Genomic DNA, 22,817 nt, shown 5'->3' with positions numbered 1-22,817 from the left:
GCATGTTTGAAACAATCTCACACACGATAAATTTGATAATCTGGTCTGTTAGTGTTTTTAGTGGCATTGGCTTAATATACTCCTATCTCGATTTTACGAAGAGAGAACAAAGACTTCCCATAGCAACCATGTATGAGAACCTCGAGACATGCTTTGAACTGAAGAAGAAAGAATACGATACGATATTCCAAGAAGTTGAGGTACTTCATGAAAAGAGACTTGAACGAGATAGTTATGTTAATGAAGTAAATTTGATAAAAACAAATATTGAATCTAGCAAAAACGAACTAATAAAACTTAAAGCTGAGCGAGAAGAACAAGAAATTTTGCGCGCAGAGATCTTTCGTTTAAATCAAGAAGCAATGCAACTAAAAGGGCTCATTTCGAAAAATCAAGAAGAACTTGAATCCTCATTTAGAACTAAAGAATTTAATGAGAACCAAATTCAAAAATTTGAGGATAAGCTAATTGAATTAGATATAGAGATTTCCTCTAAGCAAGAAACCTCAAAAGAGAAAGCTAAACAAATTGAAATTCAGCAAACGCTTCTCTTTCAATTACAAAATGATACATCATTATTAGATGAGAAAATAATTAACTCCAGAAGAGATTTCGAATTATTACAGACTAAGATTGAAGAGCAAAATGAAATAATTCAAGAAAACACGCGCCTAGCCGCTCAAACAGAAGATCTCAGAGAAATTATTAAAAACTTAAATGAAGACAGAATAAAACTTAATGATTCCCTAGAAGAGGGATACTTGGAAATCAAGTCCTCTCAAGAGGCGCTTAAAGATATAAAAAATTCCCTTAAAAAAATTGAAGAAGAAAAAGCTGAAGCAAAATACGAATTACAAATAATCAGGCAGGAAAAGGAATCTTTAGAATCTGAACGGAACATTTTAAAGCAAGAATGTGATCGTTATAGTCCTCTTATCAAGGAATATAAAGACAAATCTGAAAACAAGAACTCTCTTGAAGATCTGGAAAAACCTTATTTCGCTATAAAAGTGGATACCCGCAAGAAAGAAATTAAAGAAGAAAAAGCCCTTAGCGATCTCAAAACTGAACTTGAAAAAAGAAAATTGCACTATCCTCAACGTCTTCTCTACAGTTTCCATACAAGTTTAAAAATCAACGATGTTTCTCCTCTGGTTGTACTGTCGGGAATTAGCGGTACCGGTAAAAGCCAATTACCAATGGCGTATGCATCTGCTATGGGAATTAATTTTTTAAATATAGCTGTTCAACCTCGTTGGGATAGCCCTCAAGATATCTTCGGTTTCTATAATTATCTGGAAGGACGCTACAAAGGAACCGATCTTACAAGAGCTCTGATCCAGGCCGAGAAGCATAATCGTAAGGATTGGACAAGTCTTAAATTCCCAAATGATTATCCGGAACTTCAAGATCAAATGACATTATTTCTATTTGATGAAATGAACCTTGCCCGAGTAGAGTACTATTTCAGTGAATTTCTATCTAAAATGGAAGCTAGAAGAGGTATTAATCCCCAGGATGCTAATGAAAGGCTGAAAGCAGAAATTACTCTTGACACTGGTAGACTTCAGCAAGGTAAGGACATGCGTCTTTTTGTGGATAAGAATGTCTTGCTCGTTGGGACGATGAATGAGGATGAATCCACCCACTCACTATCTGACAAGATTCTAGACCGTGCCAATGTTCTCCGGTTTGGTAAGCCAAAGAAATTAATCTCCAATAAAAGTAATCAAGTTTCTAGTCCAAACGAACATCGTCTTTCTCATCAAAATTGGGACTCGTGGGTACGCAACGTTGATGAATTACAAAATTCTATTTGCGAAACGCTACAAGAGAAAATTAATAAGATAAATGCTGCCATGGAACAGATCGGAAGACCTTTCGGGCACCGGGTTGGTCAATCTATCTTAAGCTATGTGTCTAATTATCCAGGTATTTCCAGTAAACCGGAGAACATTAGTTTGTTGGCTTTTGCAGATCAGATTGAACAACGAATTCTTCCAAAACTTAGAAACGTTGATTGTCGGGCAAATAAAGAACATTTAGACGCTATCGAATCCCAAATACCTTGCTGTGACTTTGAACTCCTCTCTTCCTTCCAAGAAGCCTCAAAAAAAGATTATTTCGAATGGAATGGGGTAGCAAGAGAATAAATGTCCTTAATTGCCTATCTTCTTCCTGAACCCTGGAGTTTGCTTTGCGGAAATGCCATCAAGATAGACTCATCTAAGAATGAAACAATCGTCATTGATACCCTTTACCGCTCCTTGATGGTGCCGTTTAATACAAAAATATTTATTAACAATGTAGAAATTCCAAGCAAGAAACAGTCCTCTATTTTTACATGGGAAGGAAAATCTTATAGAAGAATCCTACTTCCTATTGAGCTGTCTCAAGATCAAGACAGCAAGTGGTTCATTGAGCTCAAAAATGACAATTTCAATCTTTCTTTCCGATTATCCCCTCCTCAGTATAAAGATAAAATCGAGAAACTTAAATCATTAATCCGATGGCAAATAGATAATTTTCTAGAGTTAGGCTCCTTAAAAATAGAAGGTGATCTCTCTGAGGAAAAGTTTGGATGCTCTACACGTAGATCTTGGAGAGTAGCAAAAAAATTTTGGTTAGGTGACGTCGGTGGAAATACCTCTCATCAATCTAGCTTGTTGATTAAACTTGCAAGAGACAAATTGTTGAATAAGGCTCTTTCCCATGTTTTAAAAAACCCTAATAAAGTACTAAAAAGAGAAAGAGTTCTTCAAAATATCGCTAAAGCAAATGAATTTGATGCTGGTTGCCTACAATGGTACATCCAACAGCCAGGAAATTCTCTTAGGGAAAAAGCTGGACACAAACAGAAATTACTTTCCATGTCCCGCCAAGACAACATTAATCTTTTAGAAAACCGAGTCAGCAAATGGGTTTGCGATAAACTTATCCATCTAGCTCACGCCTACCTAAGGGACAATAAAAACTATTGTTCTTCAGATAAATATCTTGAAGTAAGAAGCTTTGAAGCTCGAATTAAAGCTCCTATCACCCAAAACTTCTTAAATGAAGTTTCTTCTTGTGAACATCATTTCAAACCAAACTTTGTATTAATGCAACACGTTCACTATCGTCATATTTGGAGAGTTTATCAGGAGCTTAGAAATCAACAAAAAATAGAAGACGAGTGTTGGAAATGGCAAACCAATCTTTGGTGTGAAACAGGCAGACAGTTGATGGGTGCCATAATGACATTAGTCTCTTCAAAATTTAAGATTTCCTTAATGGGAGATTCCTCCTTTTATTTAAAACAAGAACAACTGGATGGATTTTGGCAAGAATCTCCAATTACACCAGGTCCATTTAGAAGTGATTTAGGGATTATTGAATACATCGATCTTCGCGATGGTGACATCGAAAGTTATCTCTTAGATTGGATGCTTACCTTAGGGTGTCAACAACTACTTAGGCAAAAAAGGAACGATGATAGGGAATTCCTAATGCCGATTTGGTTTTGGCATGCTACCGGAGATGAAGTCAAACTTGATGAATATAGAACCCGTTGTCTCGAAGCTTTAACAATCAGCCTTCCTCTTTTGCAGGCAAATTCGGTTCAGACTAAAGGCATCCTAATTTCGAGTGAAATAGAAAAAAATACTCCAGACACAACCCTTACTATAAATCAAGTTGCTATCCGCTGGCTAAGACTCACTCGAAATCATGAAAATAATATTGCCATTTTACATGAGTTAGCGGAAGAAATAGAAACTTTTTTTAGTTAATTAACCAAGGTTATTGTTTTATGACTTCTGAAAATTGGAAAGGTATCGACTTATGTCAGTCATATCCAAACTTATCAAACAGTGATCTTTCACCAGTTACAACATTACCTAAAATTCCTCCTAGCGCTATATTGAATCGATATTTAGGTGAAACGCCAATTTATGGAATAGCTGCCACCAATCATCGTAGAGCTAGAGGTTGGGACTGGCCTAATGAATGCAGGCTTGAGCTTGCAAGTGAGCCTGGAATTGGATGTTCAAGAATTCCTGTTATAGCTGCATTTGCAAGGTTACAAGATTTCCAAAAAAATTGGGAACTTGGTAAAGCTGTTTTTGAAGGGTTTAAATGGTCGCCGCAAAATGTTCTCATTACATTAGATTCTAGCAAAATCATCAAAGGAACTCTTTTAAGTTACTCAAATAATATAAAAAATAATGTACTAGTAATTCCAAATACCTTCCGAGAGATCGTTCAAGATAAACTTAGCAAAGATGAAAAAAACACGCTTCTAATTCCGAGATCGATGGCCCTAGCGCTTTTATGGATAGAGAAGTTCAAACAAACATTAATCGAAAAGCATGAAGAAGGATACATCGGTCATATTCGGGTTAGCTCTTTGGGTCTTGATGAATGGACTTTTCATACGATTCCTCTCAAAATTATTTCTGAAAATAACGCAAAATATGTCGTTCCAATTTTTTGCCCTCAAGACTGTGCTTTGGGTCTTGGATTATGGGGCATCGCCTACGCATCACATATTTTCCATAGAGAAAGTGAAAAACCTCAACCACGTAAATTCTGGGCTGATGCACTAAATGGTGAATTTATCGACAGCATCTCGGATGGAAAAGAAGAAATTCTATTTAGTTCAACGAACACAATTCAGTATAGCAATCACATAAAAAGCATGAAGGAACTCCCAATTTTCGAAAATATCCCAGCTGAAATTCTTCCAGACGAAGACTTATTTCTCGCTGTATCGAAATTATGGTTAGAGCAAACAAAAAAGCTCCCAAGGAATTGTCAAAATTTTCTTGGCCTTGTAAATGATGGCTGTTTCTGCCTTTCACCATGGAATGGGAAAAATCTTGGTGAAGATCTTTCAATTTTAGGAATCAACCAAAATGTTACATGCATTGTCACAAAAATTCCTCATGATGTCTCTTTAGCGTCTAAGGGTGCTGCTATATTTGGAACCAGGGTAAGCTGTAAAGTTCCATCGTATCAATATAAGCTTATTCCGATGGATATCTATTGCTTCACTCAGGGCAAAGAAGATTGGGTTCCCTTGATCAAAGAAAACACAACTCTAGAGGCAGGCAGACAAGCTCATCTTGAGGAAATTGATCGATTTTCTATCAAAAAAGGAAAGTCTGAATTACCACTATACCTTAGACGGCCAAGCTTTCACTCAAACAATTCCATCTATAAAAAAATTCCGGTCTCGATAAAAAATCATGAATTCAAAGAAGACACAAAAGTCATATTGAAAATTATAATAAAACCCGGTGAAGGTTTTGCAAAAGTCGAGATTAAAACGAGAAGTGGAGAGGTATTGGCAGTCATTGATTGGGAAAAAATGGAAGAAAGCGACCCGCCGACACAGATAGGATATATTAAAAAACTACGCAGGATTAAGCCCCAGTCCTCTTGCTGGAAAGAAGTCTTTGATATGACTCAAAAAATCGCATCAGATATCGATAACAACAAGATGCCCTCGAAAGGCCACATAAAGTTTTTAAGGGATGCATTAAAGAAAAAAATCATGATAAATGATGATGCAGGTAATCCAACAAATGAGTTTTATGGGCCGATTAGTTCCGATACAATCCAAGCTTGTGATCAAAATGGGTTAACTCAATTAAGAGCTGCCCTTTTAAACCTTTTTTATAATCGAAAACTCAAAGATTCAATCTTAAGAAATTATCTAATTGAAGCTATAAGTTGCTTATATCATTTTGTTCCTCATGATTATCTAGACTTTCTGAGAAAGCTTACTTATGAAAACAAAGAAAAGCTCAATCGTGTCCAACTCAATTGCCTTGCAAGAGCTTTCTGCTCCGAAGAGGACATAAGACTATTTTACAATGCCTTCCTGGAAAAAATCGTTCATAATCCAGAGAAGCCGTATTACTGGATTTTAACTCTCAATCAATTGCTAGTTTTTAAAGAAAATGCACTAAAACCGGAAACTGTAAGCACAGACATTATTTACACTCTGCTGAAGTTTTTAAAAATCCAAATAAGGGGCTCGACAGGTTACGCTAACGCAAGCGTGTTATGCATAGCCTTTTTACTTTATCGTAGAAAATTTGACTCCGCTTTCTTGGAGGAAAAAAACGAAGAATTCAAAGAAATTGAACAAGCTCTTCAGTCCGTTATTCAAAGAAATGATCTAAAGCAAATCATCAAAGATAGAGCTCTAAACTGTTTAAAACTCCTAAAACATGAAGCTTCAGAGGAAGATGTTACATCACTAATTGAGACGGATTCTGAAACTGAAGAACTAGAAGAAGGTTAAATAAAGAAGCTAATATGAATTTTACCAATTATCATACACAATTTTTCGCACATCAATTAACAAGACGCTTTTCCTCTAACGACTCACAAAAACTTGCATCAGCTCTATTTGATGCAAAGGTTGACTTAAATCCCCATCAGGTTGAGGCTGCTCTATTTGCTTTTAAATCCCCGCTCTCAAAGGGTGCTATTCTTGCTGATGAGGTAGGACTTGGCAAAACAATCGAGGCAGGTCTTGTCATTGCACAAAAATGGTCTGAAAGAAAGCGTAGAATATTAATTATTGGACCTGCTTCTTTAAGACAGCAATGGCTGCAGGAGATACAGGAAAAGTTCTATATTCCTGCAATGATCCTTGAGGCAAAAAATTATAAGGAACTAAAAAGGAATGGATGTCGACAACCTTTTAACGATTCTGAAAAAGAGCAGATCATCATTACCTCTTATAACTTCGCTGTATCAAAAGCAGAAGATCTATCCAACATATGTTGGGATTTAGTGGTAATTGACGAAGCCCACCGTCTTCGAAATGTCTATAAAGCTGGGAATAAGACTGGCAAAGCGATAAAAACAGCCCTGCAAGGCTCACCAAAAATTCTTCTTACAGCTACTCCCCTACAAAATTCTCTTTCTGAGCTTTATGGGCTCGTTAGCATTATTGATGATCATGCTTTTGGAGACTTCAAAATCTTTAATAACCATTTTTCAAAGTTAGAAGATTCAGAAAAGTATATACTTTTGAAATCACGATTGAAATCGATATGCCATCGAACGTTAAGAAGACAAGTAAGAGAGTATATTAATTATACAAACCGTATCCCAATCCTACAGCGGTTTGATCCTACTTGGGAAGAACAAAAATTATATGAAAACGTTTCAGAATACTTGAGACGTAGTGAATTAAGAGCTCTTCCTCCAGGTCAAAAAAAGTTGATGATCTTGGTATATCGACGCTTACTAGCCTCTTCTTCCTATGCAATTGCAGGAGGATTGAATTCCCTAATTAAAAATTTAGAGAAACAAATTGGGATCCCAAAAAAAAATGAAACATTGATCGAAGAAATTGGCCAAGATTATGAAAGTTTTTCCGAAACAGCAGATGAATGGGAAGAAATAGTTTCTGATACAACATCTTCTATAAATAAGGATGATCAACAAGCTATTTTAAATGAAATTAATGATCTGAAAGCGTTTAGGGATTTGGCGCAATCCATTAAGGAGAATTCTCGAGGACGAGCTCTTTTAGTTGCTCTTAAAACAGCATTCTCGAAAGCAAAAGAGATTGGAGCTGCTGAGAAGGTTATAATATTCACAGAATCACGTAAAACACAAAACTACCTGACTGAACTCTTATCTAATGCCGGCTTCAGTAATGAATTAGTCCTTTTTAACGGATCGAATACAGATCATCGTTGCAACGAAATTTATAAAGACTGGTGTAAAAGAAATGCGGGTTCAGATAAGGTCACCGGGTTAAAAACTTCGGATATGCGTAGCGCACTTGTTGATGAATTTCGTGAGTCGGCCAAAATAATGATCGCAACAGAAGCTGCAGCTGAAGGGATCAATTTGCAGTTCTGTTCAATTGTAGTTAACTATGATTTGCCTTGGAATCCTCAAAAAATAGAGCAAAGGATAGGGAGATGTCATCGTTATGGTCAAAAACATGATGTTGTTGTTATCAATTTCTTGAATGAAAAAAATGCTGCAGAAGAGCGTGTTTATGAGTTACTGAATGAAAAATTTAAGCTTTTTGAGGGTGTGTTTGGCGCAAGTGATGAAGTTCTAGGGGCTATCGAATCAGGAGTGGATATTGAAAAAAGAATAGTTGATATCATCCAAAATTGTAGGACAACTGAGGAGATTGAGGAAGAATTTCAAAAATTTCGCAGAGATGTTGACGGTAGGATAAATCAAGCCATGAAAGATACCCGAAAAAAGCTACTCGAAAATTTTGATGCGGCAGTACACGAAAGATTGAAGGTAAATCTGAGAGAAAGCTGTGAATATATTGGAAGTTACGAACGATTGCTTTGGGATCTAACTCGACACGAATTAAAAGCTAAGGCTGATTTCAATTTTAATGAGCTTTCCTTTTGCTTAAACAAAAAAATACAAACTTGTGATGAGATTCCCATAGGCAAATACAAATTAGGAAAGGAAAGGGAAGATGTGCACCGATATCGAATTGGGCATCCTTTAGCTCAGTATCTAATCAAACAAGCGATTTCAAGGAAACTCCCTGGCGCCCACATGATTGTTCATTATACCAAGAAAGGACCCAAATCAGCTGCTCTTGATTCCCTGGTAGGTTCAAAAGGAATTCTTGGCCTTGTTAAACTACGAATCGATGGAGACGATGCAGAAGATCACCTCATACTTTGCGGAAGAACTGATCAAAATGTCCCACTTACAGAAGAACAGGTGCGTCGAATTTTTGATTATTCCGCAACTATCCAATCAGAAGAAGACCTACGATGGCCGCTACATTTTGAAGAACAAACAAAAGCAAAACGCCAAATGATAATTGATCAGCTTACTATTAGACAGGTATCTTGGTTTGATGATGAAAATGATAAACTTGATAATTGGGCTAATGATCAAAGACTAAGCCACAAAGCAAATTTAGAAAAGATGGATGATGAAATAAAGGAGCTAAAAAAAGCATCCCGTCAAACTAAAATTATCCAAGATAAGATTGACTTACAGCGAAAAATTAAACATTTGGATTCAAGGCGTCATGAAGCTTGGAGAGTATTAGATGAAATGCGTCAAAGAATCAATCAACAAAAAGACAAGCTGTTAAATGAGGCTGAGGAAAAATTAAAAAACAAAGTTACTGAGGAACAAATATTTATCTTACGCTGGGAATTAATTTAAATTGGAAGTCACTTTAACTTTCTCTAGTTAAATGGGAATATTTATTCTTCTAGGGTTTTATTCCAGAGTTTGATGACTGGGTTTTCTCTTTCGTAAGAGAGGATGGAAAGCGAGTTGGTAGAAAGGGTAAAACAGGCGCCTTTTTTGCCGGGCAACCCAAGCCACCTTGCGGTCAAAATGCGAAGAATATGACCGCTAGAGAAAAGAAGGGCTTTTGTTTTTACGTTTCTTAGTTTGGATACTATTCGATCGGCCCGAGTAGTAATTTCTTCAAGGGTCTCGCCATTTGGGACGGGGTGCGTAAAAACTGTCCAGTTGGGAATTTTTTTTCTGATTTCTGTTGTCGGAACTCCTTCATAAATGCCATAGTTCCATTCCATTAAATCATTATCGATTTTAACTTGGTCTCCGAAACCTGAGGCATTACAAGTTTCAAGAGCTCTTAAAAGGGGGCTTGAGTAGACAACTTCAAAAGATTCTTTTTGTAGTAATGTTTCCCCTAACTTTTTAGCTTCTCTTAACCCATTTTCAGTTAAAGGGATATCACTAACGCCCGTATGTTTTCCAAGTTTCGACCACTCTGTTTCCCCATGTCTCACAAGAAAGATTTCCGGCTTATCACCCATAGTCTCCTCTAGTTCACGGTCAAATCAAAGCTGTCAAATAGGCTGATTGCTTGAAGGCAAACATTTCTAGCTTCAGGAAAAGTAAGGTGGGCTTCCGCTTCAAAAAGCGGCACCCATTTTAGATTGAAGAGTTCCTCTTTTTGAAAAACAGCCTTCCCTTGAACTTCAGCAATAAAGTAGGTGACAGATTTTTTAATCTCCTCCCCTCCCTTAATAAAGTCGTAATGCTCTTTAATCTCGGCGTCTGTGAGGTATCTTTTTATCGTAAGTCCGGTTTCTTCTAAAAGCTCGCGGGAAGCGGTTTCCCTAGAGGTTTCCATATCCTCGGCCTTCCCTTTAGGAAATCCCCAATGATTTCCACCAAGGTGTTGGACAAGGAGTACTTCCCAGACACCGCTATGTTTGCGTAAAGGTATAACACCGAAGGAGGTTTCTAATTTCATAGGACCTTAAAGAGGTTTTCTAATCTTTAAGTTAGCAGAATAATTTTAATAAAACAAATGGGAACGAGCTTAAAAGGCCGTTCCCACGGAAAAGTTTAAATATATTTGCCGAAGAGGATTGAAGCATTATGTCCGCCAAAACCAAATGAATTGGAAAGAGCGACGTTGATAGGCGCACTTATGGCTTTTGTCGGCAAGATGAAATCGATATTAGGTTCAGGATCTATTAAATTAGGCATGGGGTGAACTTTTTGCTGATTAATTGATAAGACAGAAACAATCGCCTCTATCCCCCCGGCAGCTCCAAGTGCATGGCCAAGCAGACCTTTTGTCGAATTCATGATGATTTTTTGCGGATTTTTGAAAACTTTTTTTAAAGCGCTAACCTCAGCCATATCGCCAACCGGTGTAGAGGTGCCATGAGCATTAATGTAATCGACTTGTGATTCATTAATTTTAGCATTGTCAAGGGCAGCTTTTATGCATATTTGCACCCCTTGTCCATCAGGTTTCGGATCGGTAATGTGGTAAGCGTCAGAGGACATGCCGCCGCCTAAGTATTCGGCGTAAATGGTAGCGCCTCTTTTTAGGGCATGCTCCAAGCTTTCTAAAACAAGGACCCCGGCTCCCTCTCCCATAACAAAGCCGTCGCGGCCTTTATCCCATGGGCGGGAAGCTTTTGTCGGGTCATCATTTCTTTCTGAAAGGGCTTTACAAGCGCAAAAGCCGGCAAGGCCGATGGGCACAATAGCAGCTTCAGCGCCGCCTGCCAGCATAAGATCTGCTTCCCCTTTTCGAATGTGTTCAGCCGCTGCAATGATACAGTGATTTCCTGTTGCGCAAGCTGTTGATATGGAATAGTTTGGCCCCATGAATCCAAGTTCCATGGCGAGCATTCCGCTACCCATGTTGGTAATCACATAAGGAATAAAGAAAGGAGAAACCCGCCTCCAACCCTTTTCATTAAGAGAGGTGACGCCTTCAACATAACGCTCCATACCACCCATACCGGAGCCGATAATTACGCCCGATCGCTGTTTGTTTAAGGAATCAAACTGAGATCTGCTAAGGCCAGCGCTTTCTAAAGCTTTCTTTCCCCCTACAACTGTGTAGGCAATAAATTTATCTACCCGTCTAGCTTGTTTTTTATCTAGATAGTCGCCTGCATCAAAATCTTTAATTTCAGCCGCTATTTGAGTCGGGAAAGAAGAGGCATCGAAGGATGTGATTTTGCTTACGCCGCTTTTTCCTTCCAGCAGGGATTCAAAAAAGGGGGTGGTTTCATTTCCAAAGCAGGAAACCACTCCTAATCCGGTTACAACAACTCTTTTACTTGCCATGAAGGACCTCAGAATTTGTAATATCAAGTTTTAAGTTAACAATTTTACCCATTTTCCAAAGTTCCTCCAAAGAATAATGCTCGCGAAGTTCCGGCTGAAAAATATGGACCATCACTTCTCCATAATCAATCACACACCAGTCTCCTGTATGATTGCCTTCGATGAGCAAAGGTTTAATTCCAAATTGGAGGGTCGCCTCTTCTACTGTTTTCAAAAGGGCTTTGACATGGCGATCGACAGACCCTTCTGCTATGAGCAGATAGTCTGTCATGGAAGAAATCCCCCTCACATCAAGAGCCAGGATATTAAAACCTTTCTTATCAAAAAGAGCTTGGGCAATTAAGTTTAAAAGTTCTTCAGACTTCATCATATATCAAAAAAAGAAGGGGTTAAAAAACTATTTTACTTAACAAGGGGTTAAAACCCCGGCCAAACAACCTATAGGGACTTAACTCGGTTTTTGGGTTTAAAGTAAAAATTTTATCAAGAGCTTGACTTTAAGTCATCTGAATAAAGTTGATATTTTTTTATATAGGCCTCCACTGAATCAGGGACATAAAGGTTGATTGGCTTATTGCTTTTAATAAGCTGTCTTATCTCGCTGCTTGAGATTTCAAGAGGGTCTATTGAAACCCAACCCTCTTTAACTTTATTGTAAAATGGGGGAAATTTTTCCAAAGCCTCCCAATCAACTTCAGGAGATCTTGCGCCAATAAGCAGATCGATTTCCTTTATCAATTCATCGGCTCTATGCCAAGCAGGCAGCGTTTTCGCTGAATCAGACCCAAGCATAAGATAAAGCTTGTCTTTTGGGTGTTTCTTCTTTAAATCTATCACAGTATCGTAGGTGTAGGACGGGCTTTCTTTCTGACATTCAATGTCTAAAACGCGGAAAACCTTTTTATCCTCTAGCGCAAGCTCTAACATTTTCAGGCGATGATAACCTTTTATCGGGGGTTCGCTCTGTTTAAAAGGACTGATGAAAGCAGGTATAAACCAAACTTCATCAAGTCCTTTTTCATATTTTAGGCTTTCAGCAAGGTGCAAGTGACCATTATGAACAGGGTTAAAACTTCCCCCAAAAATACCGATGTTTGCCATAGGTTAGAGCCTAACTTTTAACTATACAATATAAAGAAGCTCCCTATATTTAGGCAGCGGCCAAAGGCTATCATCGATTTTTTCTTCAAGCTGATCTGAAATTTGTCTTAATTTTAAGCATTCAGGAAAAACTTGCTCGAGTAAGTCTTTTGCTTTTTCAAACCCTGTTTTTTTAGAGTCAATTTTACTTCTAAGGTCTGCTATTTTTTCAGAAAGCGTTAATCCCTCTTCAATTAAATGGGCAATGGATTTTAGAAGCTCTTTTTGTTTGGTAAATCCTTTTTCTGAAACAAGATCCATCATTTCGGAAATCGAGTCCGCTAGGACACCTTGATACTTAATGGCGGTTGGAATCACCATTGTATTAAAAATATCTAAAAGCGTTTTTATTTCGATATTTAAAGTGTGTCCATAGGTTTCAGTTAGAATCTCATAACGGCTTTTAAGCTCTTCTTTATGCAAAATGCCATCAAATGCTTTTTTAGTAGAAGGCGAATTTAAAGATTCAAAGGCATAAAGCGATTTTTTAAGATTCGGCAAGCCTCTTTTCTTAGCTTCTTCAACCCATTCATGGCTATAGTTATCTCCTCCAAAGCGAATTCCTTTTGTCTGAACGATATGCTTTTTCAAAAGGGGCATGATAAGCGGTAGTAGAGTTGCCGGGTCTTTCTTTTTCTGACCTTTAGCTAACTTTTCAATTTCATCCATCAGCTCATTTAAGCTTTGAGCTACAATAGCATTGAGTGTCATAATCGGAAATGAGGAATTAGCCGAAGAGCCAACAGCCCTAAATTCAAACTTATTTCCTGTGAAAGCAAAAGGAGATGTTCTGTTTCTATCGGTATTGTCTTGCTTTAAATCCGGGATAATATGAAGCCCAAGGTTGTAGATTTCTTTAGAACTCTTACTCTTATGAGTTCCCTTTTCAGCTATGTTATCGAGCAATTTTTCAAGTGCTTCGCCAAGATAAACAGACATAATGGCAGGCGGCGCTTCATGGCCTCCCAATCTAAAGTCATTTGATAAAGAGCCGATAGAAGCTCTTAATAAAGCGCCATTTTCATGGATGGCTTTTAAAATGGCTACAAGAAGGATCAAAAAGTGAAGGGTGTTTTCCGGAGTTTCTGTCGGATCAAGCAAATTAATCCCGGTATCTGTAGCTAAAGACCAGTTGCAATGCTTACCTGAGCCATTAATATTATGAAAGGGTTTTTCGTGTAAAAGGCAGCTAAGGTTATGTTTATTAGCTACTTGTTTCATAACTTCCATAAGAAGTAAATTATGATCGATAGCAATTGAAGCTTTTTCAAATACAGGGGCTACTTCATGCTGCGCCGGGGCGACTTCATTATGACGTGTTTTGACAGGGATACTCAGCTCAAAAGCGGCAACTTCAAAATCTCTCATGAATCTTAAAATTCTATTTTTCACGGACCCAAAATAATGGTCTTGCAATTCCTGACCTTTTGGGGAAGGCGCACCCACTACTGTTCTTCCTAAAAGCAAAAGATCGGGCCTTAAATTTCTAAGCGCCTTATCGATCACAAAATACTCCTGCTCCATCCCGACGGTTGAATAGACAAGTGAAGCCGGAATGCCGGTAAACTTTAAAAGACGAAGACAGGCATCGCTTATTTTTTTGTCAGATCGAAGAAGAGGAATTTTAGCGTCTAAAACTGCGCCTGTCCAAGAGAAAAAGACAGATGGGATGCATAAGGTTACTCCATCCCCCCCTTTCCACACAAAAGCGGGAGAGGTTGGATCCCAGCCGGTATACCCTCTTGCTTCAAAAGTAGTTCTAAGTCCGCCGGAGGGAAAAGAAGAGGCGTCAGGCTCTCCTTGAATAAGCTGCTTTCCCGAAAACTTTTCAATAACGCTGTCTTTTGTATCCCACTCTATAAAGGAATCATGCTTTTCAGCCGGAGCTCCGGTTAGGGGTTGGAACCAATGACAAAAGTGGGTCGCTCCAAGACCCATGGCCCATTTTTTCATCGCTTCGGCAATCTTATCTGCGTATCTTTCATCGATTTTAGAGATTCCATCCATCGCCGCCATTAAATTTTCAGCTATTGGCTTTGGAAGCATTTTTTTTATGATGCTTTTTGTAAATACAGACTTTCCAAAGCAATCAGAGGGAACATAAGCTTTTGGGCTGTCTGTTAGATTAAAAGAGCGCTCTCCTGTAGTTTCTAAAGCTTTAAACCTTGCTGTTGTCACTTTTTTCTACCTTTTTAGAGTTAATTTCCCATAAGTAAAACGCAAGATGGATTTTCAGGCAAAGCAAGTTTGCGAGGAAGCCCGGCGGAAGTGAAAAATTTTTCGAAAGTGACTCTGTATGGGATGATTAGAACTCAAAAGAAGTCTATTCCAGAATAGTCCAACCCTTAAGGAGAGCTTCATTTTTTAATTTTTTATCGGGAAAAATCGTTTTTGCAACGTTTGCTTTTCGCAAAAACTCAAGATCTAAGGAAGAATCGCTGAAAGCTACCGTCTGGGATAAAGGGATTTGATAATGATCGCAGAATTTTGAGATAAAATCGGCTTTTCTTTTGCCATCCAGGATTTGTCCAACTTTTATAAAATGGTTCTCATCTGAGGTGACATATTCGCTGCCGATTGAAAAGTCGGCTCCCAAATTATCTCCAATGGCTTTTACTAAAAAGTCGGGAGAGCTTGAAAGAATAATGGCTTTATGCCCTATTTGCTTTGCCTTTTGAAATTGGGAATAGACGGACCGGATCATGCTTCCCTTTAAAGTCTTGATAAAATCGCCTGCAAGATCTGTGTAAACAGGTTTATGTTTATTTAGAAAAATAGCTTTAAAACATTTTTCATGTAAAGTTCGCATGGAGCAAAGTCCCATGCGATGACCTAAAAAAAATATTGAAAGCTTGAAGACGGCTAAAAAGCTAAGATGGTTTTTCCTAAAGAGAAACTTACCAAAAGAAAAACTGCAATTTGACTTGAAAAGAGTCCCGTCCAAGTCGAAAAAATAGATCCACTTTTTATTAGGCTCCTCTTGAAATCCCTTTTTATTGTCAAAATGTCTATTTTTGACATCTTTTTTGCTAAATTTTTTGATCATATGCTCTCATATGCTTTCAAAAAAATTAGCAAAAAATTGGCACAAAAAAAGCTCATTTTTCCAATTAAAGCGACTTTCAAAAGAAGCCTATTATTGGCATGACAATCTGCCACAAAGACCTTAAGCGCTTTTAGAATTGCGAATTTTTTTCTTTAAGGCATTTAATTTTTCTTCAATTTCTTCAATGCCTTGATCCGCTTTTTCTAAACGCTCTTTCCCTTCGTTGATTTGAATTTGCTGTTCCATAGCCTTTTCAAAATCAAGTCCCGAGGACCCGGCAGCCTTGCGAAGCTTCTTTAATTGCTCGGTGATTTCGTTTCGTCTTTTATTTCTCTGTTCAAGCACTTCTTTAAGGGTGTTGAGTGCATTTTTATCATCATCTGTCATCGCAAGAAGAGCTTCTTCTTCTTTTTCGCTAATGATGTCTTTAAGGCCCTTCATCTTTTTGATCAGATCATTTTGATCTTTTGTTGAAAGGCCGGATTCTTGAATAGAGCTTGTGATTTGCTGTTCTGATTGTCGTATTTCATCAAGACTTAAAGCCTCAGCTTTTTTGATAAATTCATCAACAGATTGCTGCAGATTTAAGATAGCTTGAAGCCTTTTTTCAGCTTTTTCCTTTTCAGCTTTTTGTTTGTCTTCCTCTCTTTGTTTGAGAAGCGTTAAAGCCGGTTTTTTAGCTTTAGTAAGACGATCTTTTAATTCTTTAATTTCTTCACGGCCAAGTTCCATATGACGCATAGATGAAGAGATTTCATCAAGGTTTGCCATAAACGCGTCGGGATTTAACTGGCTTTCATTAAAAAGAGCTTCGGTTTCGGTAATTTTTTGGATAACTTCATCATAATTGCTTTTGATTGCATCCCGCTTTTTCGCACGCTCTTTTTTTCTTTCTTTATCGGCATTTTTTAACTTATCCCAGCATTCACTGAGCCTAGTTCTTGTTTCTGTAAAAGCGCTTGTATTCAAGGTAAGGGCTTTTGCTATGCCTTGCAAAGATTTAATTTCTTCTCTTAATACAAACGAAGGCTCATGAGCCCCTTCTTTAAAATGCGCATCGACAAAGCCGTTGATGTCTTTAATGAACTGTTCGCTGATTTCTTTGATAAGCTGTTTTCTCTCAGGGAAAATTTTATCGCCCGCTTGCGATAGGCGTTGGAAAAATTTATTTTTGTGCTTTATGCGCATTTCTGTTCGAATCAATTCCTTTCTAAGGTTATTAATTCTTGCGGCATAGGCATTAAGAAGATTGAGCTTTTTTTGAATCGGATCGTAATATTCTCTTTTGTCATCATAGAATTTAGACGGGTGTTCAAAAACAAGAGGCTCCATTTTTTCTTGGAACTCATTCATTGATTGAATGTCTTGCTCTAAGGCTTTGATCGCAATCTCGATTTGTTCTACTGCAAAAGCGCTTTGCTCATCAAAAAGCTCTTTCAGTTTTCTAGCTTCTTTTGAAAGCTCACGATATTTACCCCAAGCCGTCTGTCTTAGAGTTGGAGAAATGTTTTCTTTAAAAGAATCCAAGCAAATTTTTCTAAGTTCCCAAAAAACTTTAAAGTGAGGGGTTCCTCCTTGCGACAAAGCAGCTTCCATTTGCTCAGTAATAAAGGTAATTCGGTCATCCGGATTTGGAATATTTTTTATTTTCTCTCTAACCTCATTTAATTCATCTTCCGGGAATTTTTGATGGCCTTTCTTTTTAGAAGGCTCGCTTGAATTTTCAATGAGGGCTTCCTTAGGAGAGTTTTCTTCGTTAAGACCTTCAGGAGAGTTTTCTTCGTTAAGAGAGGAATCGAGCATATCTTCTTCCATATCCATTTCACCACTACAGCAAGTTTCTTCTGTCAGGCTATCATCCTCATGATCACATGGGCAGCAAGACAGTTGCGCTATTTCTAAGGATGCTTGACAAGACTGATTCTCTTCAATATTAAGATGATTTGATGGATCCATTGGACAACTTTTATTTTTGGGTTTGAACCGGGAACATTTAATAAAAATGAAATTCATTTATAAAATTTCGACACGTTTTCAAAAGTTTAAGCTGTCGGTTGCTTCAAATCTAAATCGCGTCAAAGAAATTTAACCTAGATGTTACGATATTAGGGATTTTTTGGTAAAGAAAATTGCCCAAGGGATTTTCTTGACGAAAACTGACTTTTTTCGAAACCATCGCATTTCTTACACTTTCAAAAGCATAAGATGTTTATTTTTAGGAAACTACTTTTTCTTTGAAAAAATCGGTTGACCACTTCTTGGTAATTGATGTATAAACTTTGCTTTCTCGGTGGTATAGCCAAGTGGTAAGGCAGAAGCCTGCAAAGCTTCCATTCCCCAGTTCAAATCTGGGTACCACCTTTGAACTTCTCTCATAGTTCGATTTAAGGTCCTCTCCTCAATATGCTCTATGTCGTGTCCACTCCAATAGGAAATTTAAAAGATATCTCGCTTAGAGCTCTTGAAATCCTAAAATCCGTCGATTTTATTCTCTGTGAAGACACACGAGTCAGTAAAACACTTCTCAATCATTATGAAATAGATAGACCGCTTAAAAGTATTCATAAGTTTAACGAACAAAGAGAAATCGCCTTCCTAGTAGATGAACTTTTGAAAGGGAAAAATGCAGCCTTAATCAGCGACGCCGGCACGCCTTTAGTTTCTGATCCGGGCGAACTTTTAGTTTCAGCCTGCATTGAAAATAACATTCAAGTGACTCCAATTCCCGGGGCTTCAGCTTTGATTGCCGCCCTTTCCTGCTCCGGTTTGCCGGTCATCCCCTTTCAATTTTTAGGGTTTGTCCCTAAGAAATTACAGGAAAGAAGAGTGTTTTTGTTCCAGGCGCTTATCTACGCAGGCACATCGATTACCTATGAATCCCCCGAAAGAATTGTTGAGACCCTTGAGAAGATTGATGAAATCGATAGCGATCGAATAGTGGTCATTGGCAGAGAGATCACAAAAAAATTTGAAACTTTCTATAGAGATCGCGCCTCGGTAATCAGACAGCAATTACTAGACACCCCCCCTCGAGGAGAAATTGTTTTGCTCATTTCTCCATCCGATAAGTTTCATAACGCATTAACTAATGTCGACTCAAAAAATCTTGTCGAATATTTAGAAGACAAGCTTTCCCTCGATCGAAAAGAAGCCATCCGGCTGGCCGCCGATCTTTCCTTAAAGGACCGAAGAGCCATTTATAAAGAACTTATCCCCGATTAATCTCTCTATACTGTCCATAAAATAAAATTTAATCTTTAGAAAAAATGTCTATCTAAAAAAAGATTTACAAATTCATTTAAACTTGTTATCTCCATCTCTTAAGTTGTCAAATAAGCTCTTGATTTTAGAAGGTTTTTTTATTTAGATGCTCTTCCTGTCGAGTGCCTTACGGATTAATTATATGGAATCGAAAATGAATAGGAGAAACGAATGAAATGGCGGAACTTTAGCCTTAAGCTTTGCGCTTCTTTGGCTTGTTTAATGCCGGTTTTGAGCCCCCTTGAGGCGGTGCTTGCCGGTATTAAAGTAACAGGCAGAGCCGCAACCTCTGTCAGTGCCCCGAATGATGCTTTTGCAGCAGCTTACAACCCTGCGGCCTCAGTCCTTGTTCCTGACAGGATAGATAACGGGATTAGTTGGGTTCACTTTAATCAAGAATTAAATGTGGAAGACAACGAAAGTATTTTAAATATTATTTTTCCGGACAACCAGTTAAATGGAACAAGGAATGCTGCAAAAACAGCTGATGTTTATGTTCCCGAGTTTGGAGTGGTTAAACACTTTTGCCGAGACATCTGCGGTTGCCCTATCGACTTTGTTGCAGGCCTTACTGTCTACAACCGCTACTACTTGAAAACGACTTATGGCAGAAATATTCCTCTTTTCGGGACCTCTCCTGTCGGGGTTGAATATTTAATGGAGACTGTGGCTCCAAATTTTGCGGTTCGCCTTTCAAGAATGCATTCCATAGGCCTTGCGCTTAATATCAACGTTCAACGTGTTAAGGTAAATGGCATTGAAAACTTTGCGAACCCATTATTTTCAAGCTCTCCTGAGAACGCTACAAACAAAGGTTATAACTGGTCAACCGGCTTTGGAGTAACCCTGGGTTATCTTTTCACTCCTTGGGATAATTTCCGCATCGGTTTATCCTGGACGCCAAAGACTCATATGAGACGTTTCCATAAATATAAAGGCTTCTTAGCCGATAGAGGGAAATTTGATAACCCGATGCGCTTTCAAGCCGGTATTTCCTGGGATCCTTGGGACTGTTTAACGCTTGCTGCCGATTATGAATACATTCGCTGGCGTGATATACCCCACTTAAGAAATCCTTTACTGCCCAACTTATTCGTCTCAGAGCTTGGGGATCCAGACGGCGCAGGTTTTGGTTGGAACAATCAGCATTATTACCGTTTTGGGGTTGAATACCATTACAATAAATGCTGGGATTTTAGAGCCGGTTATAGGCACTCAAAATCCCCAATTCCTCCAAGCCAAGCCGCAATCAACCTCCTTACCATGGAAGCTTGCGAAGATGTTTTAACGCTTGGAACAACTTACCATGTAAATCCTTGTAATGAACTTACGATTCTTTACGCCTATGGATTCAGTCATACGATCCATGGTAAAAACTCCATTCCTTCAGTACCTATTCCTTTCCCTCCTTTCCCCAATCCGGTTAACGTTTTCGGCGGCGGCGAGGCCAATATCAAGCAATCGTTGCAAGTATTGGGACTATCGTACGGAAGAAGATTCTAGTCTCCTAGGGCGGGCTTTTAAAGCCCCCCTTTTTTTCATCAAATTATTAAAAATGGAATGAACTTTTATATCATTAAATGGTAAAATTATATTTTAAAAGTTCGTTAATAAATTGAGTTTACAGAAAATATCCTTAAAGTTATTCTGGCTTAACTATAAAATTGAGGGTTTATGTCTAAGAGCGATTTATTAAAGAGTTTAAAATTAATGACCACTCCTGTGATCTTTGTCCTCAAAGAAGGTCCCGATATCGATCAAGATTTCTTAGATTACTCACTCTTAATGCTTAAAGTTGGGCCAGCCGAACGTATTCCCTCCCCTCCGGTTATTGAGTTTGCAAAAGAATATATTTGCGATACCACTCACGCTCAAAAGTCTAAAAAAAGCCGCAAATCCCGCTATCAAACAGCTAAAAAATAAGCTTTTTTTCTAAAACTAGCAATTGTTAAACCCGTTTGCTAATTTCGAAAAACTAACGCTTGCCAAATTCCCACCCTTTTCGTACAATCCATGACTTTATGAAACAGGTTGGTTATCCAACCTAATTCTTTTTAAGCCCGATGCATCGGCTTAAAAAACGTCTTTTTGGATAGCAAGCCTTTGAACCTTTAGAACTTTTGAGATTATACATATATAGGAGCGGAAAGAGCCATGTCAAATACGCCAAAGGAAATTGTTTTTGATGAAGAAGCACGAGAACTTCTTACAAACGGCATAAAGAAGCTTGCCGATGTGGTTGCTTGTACACTAGGACCCAAAGGTCGGAATGTCGGGCTTGAGAAAAGCTGGGGCGCCCCAACTATCACAAGCGATGGAAGCAGTATCGTTAAAGACATCACATTGAAAAATCAATATGAAGATATGGGTGTTTCGATTGCAAAAGAAGTGGTCGAGAAGATTAAAGAAAAATGCGGTGACGGTACAACGACAGGGACTCTTCTTCTAAATGCCCTCGTTGAATCAGGGATTAAATATATTTCCTCCGGTTTGAGCCCTATTTCCATTAAACGCGGGATGGACAAGGCTTTAGAGGCGGTTCTTAAAGAAATCGAAAAAAATGCCATAGCTATTCGAAATCCAAACGAAATTAGAAACATCGCTATCGTTTCTGCAAATGGTCAAAAAGAAATTGGCGATCTCATCGCGGATGCTATTGATAAAGTTGGTAAAACCGGCGTCATTACCATTGAAGAAGGAAAAGGGACTGAAACTCTGATTGATATCGTTGAAGGGATGGAATTTGACCGCGGCTACGTAAGCCCTTATTTTTGCACGAATGTCGAGAAGATGACGGTTGAAATGGAAAACCCATCCATTTTGATTGTCGATAAAAAGCTTAACAACATTCATGAGTTGATTCCAATGTTGCAACAAGTGGCAACTACAGGAAACGAGCTTTTAATTATCGCTGAAGATATCGAAGGGGATGTTCTTTCAACATTAGTTGTCAACCGGTTAAGAAAAATTCTAAAAGTGGCGGCGGTAAAAGCCCCCGGTTTTGGCGATAGAAGAAAAGCGATGTTGGAAGACATAGCTATTTTAACAGGAGCCACTGTCATTGCAGAGGAAGCCGGCGTAAATCTTGCTGAAGCTACTCCCGAAATGCTTGGCCATGCGGAAAAAATAACCGTGACGAAAGATCATACGATCATCCTCAACGGCGCCGGACAACACGAGAAAATTGAAGGGCGTATTAAACAGCTTGAAGCCGAAATTGAAAAAACGACTAATTCCTATGACAAAGAGAAGCTCCAAGAGAGAAAAGCTAAGCTTGCCGGCGGAATCGCTGTGATTCGCGTGGGCGCACTCTCTGAGCCTGAAATGAAAAAGAATAAGCAACTTTTCGAAGACAGCTTGAATTCGACAAGAGCCGCTCTTGAAAAAGGCATAGTTCCCGGCGGCGGCGTTTCTTTAATTCGCGCAAGCGCAGCCATCAAAAATCTAAAATTGAATGGTGAGGAAGAAGCCGGCGCTGAAATCGTTTATAAAGCTTGCCAAGCTCCTTTAAAGCAAATTGTAAAAAATGCAGGCAAAGATGGCGCTGTTATTTTAGCAGATGTCCTCTCTCGTCCTAACAATTTTGGCTTCAATGCTTTAAACGATAAAGTCGAAGACTTGCTTGAAGCCGGTGTTATTGACCCGGCAAAAGTTGTCATGACCGCTTTAACTCACGCTGTAAGCGCAGCCGGTATTGTTTTAATTTCCGAAGCTTTAATTGCTGATGCTCCGGACGAAGAAGCTGTTTAAGATACGCCTTCTTTAATTAGTTATCCTATTTGCCTTAGAT

16 protein-coding genes and 1 tRNA gene are annotated in these 22,817 nt (G+C 38.5%); 9 read left to right on the top strand and 8 right to left on the bottom strand.

Annotated elements, in window-relative coordinates:
• Positions 1-2: 2 nt before the first annotated feature.
• Genes CSEC_RS12570 through CSEC_RS03795 form a run of 4 tightly spaced genes read left to right on the top strand, consistent with a single transcriptional unit; the run spans position 3 to position 9,171 of the window.
• The gene (locus CSEC_RS12570; RefSeq protein ID WP_053331742.1) at positions 3-2,153 is read left to right on the top strand and encodes an McrB family protein; all 2,151 of its coding nucleotides are present in this window, start codon (positions 3-5) and stop codon (positions 2,151-2,153) included.
• Positions 2,154-3,770: a DUF2357 domain-containing protein gene (locus tag CSEC_RS03805; protein WP_041017048.1), complete on the top strand. Its 1,617-nt coding sequence runs from the start codon at positions 2,154-2,156 to the stop codon at positions 3,768-3,770.
• A 20-nt stretch (positions 3,771-3,790) separates the two neighbouring features.
• Entirely contained in the window at positions 3,791-6,292 is a 2,502-nt protein-coding gene (locus CSEC_RS03800; RefSeq protein WP_041017047.1) for a hypothetical protein, read from the top strand.
• 14 nt (positions 6,293-6,306) lie between these two features.
• Complete coding sequence (locus CSEC_RS03795) at positions 6,307-9,171, top strand: SNF2-related protein (RefSeq protein ID WP_041017046.1); 2,865 nt, start codon at positions 6,307-6,309, stop codon at positions 9,169-9,171.
• Positions 9,172-9,212: 41 nt separating this feature from the next.
• Here the strand turns inward: CSEC_RS03795 and CSEC_RS03790 are convergent, their stop codons facing one another.
• The 8 genes from CSEC_RS03790 to CSEC_RS03755 form a co-directional block, all read right to left on the bottom strand.
• Positions 9,213-9,797: a histidine phosphatase family protein gene (locus tag CSEC_RS03790; RefSeq protein WP_041017045.1), complete on the bottom strand. Its 585-nt coding sequence runs from the start codon at positions 9,795-9,797 to the stop codon at positions 9,213-9,215.
• An 8-nt stretch (positions 9,798-9,805) separates the two neighbouring features.
• Entirely contained in the window at positions 9,806-10,240 is a 435-nt protein-coding gene (locus tag CSEC_RS03785; RefSeq protein ID WP_041017044.1) for a bis(5'-nucleosyl)-tetraphosphatase, read from the bottom strand.
• A 95-nt stretch (positions 10,241-10,335) separates the two neighbouring features.
• Positions 10,336-11,580: a beta-ketoacyl-ACP synthase II gene (gene fabF / locus CSEC_RS03780; protein ID WP_041017043.1), complete on the bottom strand. Its 1,245-nt coding sequence runs from the start codon at positions 11,578-11,580 to the stop codon at positions 10,336-10,338.
• A complete protein-coding gene (gene rsfS / locus CSEC_RS03775) occupies positions 11,570-11,947 on the bottom strand; it encodes a ribosome silencing factor (RefSeq protein WP_041017275.1) in 378 nt (125 codons plus the stop codon). The genes fabF and rsfS overlap by 11 nt, the downstream gene beginning before the upstream one ends.
• Before the next feature lie 116 nt (positions 11,948-12,063).
• Positions 12,064-12,681, bottom strand: coding sequence for a nicotinate (nicotinamide) nucleotide adenylyltransferase (gene nadD / locus CSEC_RS03770; protein WP_041017042.1), 618 nt, complete (start codon positions 12,679-12,681; stop codon positions 12,064-12,066).
• A 21-nt stretch (positions 12,682-12,702) separates the two neighbouring features.
• Positions 12,703-14,898 carry a glutamine synthetase III family protein gene (locus CSEC_RS03765; protein ID WP_041017041.1) on the bottom strand — a complete coding sequence of 732 codons (2,196 nt, stop codon included), beginning with the start codon at positions 14,896-14,898 and terminating at the stop codon, positions 12,703-12,705.
• A gap of 145 nt (positions 14,899-15,043) precedes the next feature.
• On the bottom strand, positions 15,044-15,766 hold the full coding sequence (locus CSEC_RS03760) for an HAD family hydrolase (protein ID WP_041017040.1): 723 nt from the start codon (positions 15,764-15,766) through the stop codon (positions 15,044-15,046).
• 120 nt (positions 15,767-15,886) lie between these two features.
• Positions 15,887-17,722 carry a hypothetical protein gene (locus tag CSEC_RS03755; RefSeq protein ID WP_053331741.1) on the bottom strand — a complete coding sequence of 612 codons (1,836 nt, stop codon included), beginning with the start codon at positions 17,720-17,722 and terminating at the stop codon, positions 15,887-15,889.
• A 333-nt stretch (positions 17,723-18,055) separates the two neighbouring features.
• Between CSEC_RS03755 and CSEC_RS03750 the strand changes: the two genes are divergently transcribed.
• The 5 genes from CSEC_RS03750 (at position 18,056) to groL (ending at position 22,777) form a co-directional block, all read left to right on the top strand.
• Positions 18,056-18,127 (top strand) — tRNA-Cys (locus CSEC_RS03750).
• 42 nt (positions 18,128-18,169) lie between these two features.
• Positions 18,170-18,988 carry a 16S rRNA (cytidine(1402)-2'-O)-methyltransferase gene (gene rsmI / locus CSEC_RS03745; RefSeq protein WP_041017039.1) on the top strand — a complete coding sequence of 273 codons (819 nt, stop codon included), beginning with the start codon at positions 18,170-18,172 and terminating at the stop codon, positions 18,986-18,988.
• A 210-nt stretch (positions 18,989-19,198) separates the two neighbouring features.
• On the top strand, positions 19,199-20,530 hold the full coding sequence (locus CSEC_RS03740; protein ID WP_041017038.1) for an OmpP1/FadL family transporter: 1,332 nt from the start codon (positions 19,199-19,201) through the stop codon (positions 20,528-20,530).
• A gap of 171 nt (positions 20,531-20,701) precedes the next feature.
• A complete protein-coding gene (locus CSEC_RS03735; protein WP_154017616.1) occupies positions 20,702-20,950 on the top strand; it encodes a hypothetical protein in 249 nt (82 codons plus the stop codon).
• Between the two features lie 231 nt (positions 20,951-21,181).
• Positions 21,182-22,777: a chaperonin GroEL gene (groL, locus tag CSEC_RS03730; RefSeq protein WP_041017036.1), complete on the top strand. Its 1,596-nt coding sequence runs from the start codon at positions 21,182-21,184 to the stop codon at positions 22,775-22,777.
• Positions 22,778-22,817 lie beyond the last annotated feature (40 nt).

The sequence above is a fragment of the Criblamydia sequanensis CRIB-18 genome (genome assembly GCF_000750955.1).
Lineage (GTDB): Bacteria > Chlamydiota > Chlamydiia > Chlamydiales > Criblamydiaceae > Criblamydia > Criblamydia sequanensis.
This window is presented reverse-complemented; position numbering and strand designations above follow the sequence as displayed.